At 63.3% G+C, this 3,185-nt stretch carries 1 protein-coding gene; it reads left to right on the top strand.

Annotated features, from left to right (window positions below; translation table 11 throughout):
• Positions 1-53 precede the first annotated feature (53 nt).
• Positions 54-3,164, top strand: a complete 3,111-nt coding sequence (locus HX817_RS16135; protein ID WP_177040573.1) for an autotransporter serine protease — start codon at positions 54-56, stop codon at positions 3,162-3,164.
• The last annotated feature ends 21 nt before the right edge of the window (positions 3,165-3,185 follow it).

The following is a 3,185-nucleotide window of genomic DNA, read 5'->3' as shown; positions in this document are numbered from 1 at the left end:
GCTTGGGAGAAACGTGATTTATACAAGTGCAATAAAAACTAAGGAAGGTCACCGTGAAAAAAACAAAACGAGGGTTTCAATCCGCCATCCCAACAGGCCCGGGCTACCCGCTCAAGGCCCTGAGCTGCGTGCCATACGGCGCGTTGCTGTGTTGCCTGGCCAGCCTGGGTACCGCCCAGGCCGCACCCTACGTGGAAACCGGAAAACTGGGGGACGCTGCCAGCTGGCGCAGCAATGAATTCAAGGCCGATTGGGGCCTGGGCGCCGTGCATGCAGACGCCGCCTACGCCGCCGGCTACACCGGCAAGGGTGTGAAGCTGGGGATCTTCGACCAGCCGGTGTATGCCCAGCATCCGGAATTCGCCAGCCCCGGCAAAGTGGTCACGCTCGTGACCGAAGGCATTCGCCAATACACCGACCCGTATATCCCGGTGAAAGCCGGGGACGCGTTTCGCTACGACGGCACGCCTTCCCTGGGTTCCAACGGCAAGCTCGGCAATCACGGCACGCACGTAGGCGGGATCGCCGCGGGTAACCGCGACGGCGGGCCAATGCACGGCGTGGCGTTCGATGCGCAGATCATCAGCGCCGAAAACGGTGACCCGGGCCCCGAAGACGGGATCATCCTGGGCAACGACGGTGCGGTCTACAAAGCCGGCTGGGATGCCTTGGTGGCCAGCGGCGCACGCATTATCAACAACAGCTGGGGCATCGGCATCGGTGACCAGTACGCCAAGGGCGGACGTGACCCGGCATTCCCCAACTTCACGGTCAATGAAGCCCAGGCCCAGTTCAATAACATTCGGCCGATCCTTGGGACGATCGCAGGTGGCGCTTATCAGGGCGCCATTGATGCGGCCCGCAGCGGCGTGCTGACGATCTTTGCCGCCGGCAACGACTACAACCGCAACAACCCGGATGCGATCTCGGGCCTGGCGTACTTCGTGCCGGAGATTGCACCCAACTGGCTGTCGGTGGCGGCCTTGCAACAGAATCCCGACACCGCCAGTTCCGATCCTTACGTGATCAGTACGTTTTCCTCGCGCTGCGGGTATGCCGCCAGCTTCTGCGTCGCGGCCCCCGGCACCAAGATCTACAGTTCGGTGATCAACGGCACCTCCCTGGAAAACCTGACCACCGACTACGCCAATTTCAACGGCACCTCCATGGCCGCGCCGCATGTGGCCGGCAGTGCAGCGGTGTTGATGGAGCGCTTCCCGTACATGAGCGGCGACCAGATCTCCACGCTGCTGAAAACCACCGCGACCGACCTCGGCGCACCGGGCATCGACTCGCTGTACGGTTGGGGCATGATCAACCTGGGCAAGGCCATCAACGGCCCGGGGATGTTTGTGACGGCTGAGGATATCCCGGCGGAGTTTCGTATCGACGGCGCCTACGGCTCCGGCCAGTTTGTCGCGGACCTGCCAGGGATTGGCGCCGTGGTGGATGCCGGCAAACCGACCCAGCGCACGTGCACCGATGTGCATTGCGGGCTGGATGTGTGGAGCAACGATATCTCGGGGCATGGCGGCCTGACCAAGCAGGGCATTGGCGCGCTGGTACTGACCGGCACCAACACCTACAGCGGCCCGACCCTGGTCAACCAAGGGTTGCTGGCGATCAATGGCTCGATCACCTCCGACGTTACCGTCAGCAGCAGCGGCGTAGTGGGCGGTTCCGGGCGCATTGGTTCGCTGACAGCGAACAGCGGCGGTACCGTGGCGCCGGGCAACTCCATCGGCACCCTGAACGTGGCCGGGGATGTGAACTTCGCGGCGGGCTCTACCTATGCGGTGGAGTTGTCGGCCACCAACAGTGATCGCATCGTCGCCGGTGGCAAGGCCACCCTCAGCGGCGGCACGGTGACCCTGGCCCTGGAAAACAGCCCGACGCTGCTGACCCAGACCCAGGCCGAAAGCCTGATCGGTCGCCAGTACAACATCCTGCAGTCTGCGGACGGGATTACCGGCAGCTTCGGTTCGGTGCTGCCCAACTATCTGTTTATCGGCGGCACCCTGAACTACGCCGCCAACGGCGTGCAGCTGGATGTGGGGCGCAATGCCAACACCTTTGCCAGTGTGGCCGCCACCCCGAACCAACGTTCGGTGGCCGCTGCTGCCGAGCAGTTGGGCGCGGGCAACGCCGTGTACGAAAGCCTGTTGCTGGCGCCGAATGCGGCTTCGGCCCAGGGTGCATTCCAGCAGCTGTCCGGGGAAATCTACCCGGCGCTGGAAACCGCGTTGGTGAATGACAACCGCTACCTGCGCGAAGCCGTGGGCGAGCGTTTGCAGCAAGGGGCAATGGGCGCATCGAGCCAGACCGTCGACAGCCGTGGCAACGTCTGGGTCAAGGCGCTGGGCGCCTGGGGCAAGACCAACAGCGGCAACGATACGGCGGGCTACACCACCTCCATCGGCGGCATGCTGGCGGGTGTGGACGGCGCGCTGGATGAAGACACCCGTGTAGGCCTGGTGGCGGGGTACAGCGATACATCGCTGAACATGGGCAGCGACACCCATTCCCGGGCATCGGTGGACAGCTATCACCTGGGTGCGTATGCCGGGCATGAAATCGGTGCCTTGCGCTTGAGCGGTGGTGCGACCTACAGCTGGCACCGCGCCGATGTGAAGCGCGAGCTGCAATACGGTGAAGTCGCCGGCAAGCAGAAAGCCAAGGTGGATGCCCGCAGTACCCAGGTGTTTACCGAGGCGGCGTATCGCCTGAACCTGCAACCCCTGGCCCTGGAACCGTTCGCCAACCTGGCGTACGTGCATCTGGATGCCGATGGGTTTACCGAGAAGGGTGATGCGGCGGCCTTGAAGGGCCGGGATGACAGCCGCGATGTGGTGTTGAGTACCCTGGGTGCTCGAGCGCTGAAAACCTTGAATATCAATGACCATCAGCAACTGGAGCTTTCCGGCACCCTGGGTTGGCAGCACAACCTGAGCAGCGTCGATTCCGAGCGGCACCTGGCGTTTGCCTCGGGCGGCCCTTCGTTCACTGTGGAGAGTTCGTCGATGGTGCGTGATGCGGCATTGGTGGGGGCGCGGGTCAGCCTGGCGTTGAGCAAGGAGGCGAAGGTGAATCTGGATTACAACGGCCTGCTGGCCAGCAAGGAGAAAGTCCATGGGGTGGGTTTGAGCCTGGACTGGGCTTTCTAAACACTGCGGTTCGAAATGTGG

It is taken from the genome of Pseudomonas sp. C6002, from assembly GCF_013385805.1.
Lineage (GTDB): Bacteria > Pseudomonadota > Gammaproteobacteria > Pseudomonadales > Pseudomonadaceae > Aquipseudomonas.
This window is presented reverse-complemented; position numbering and strand designations above follow the sequence as displayed.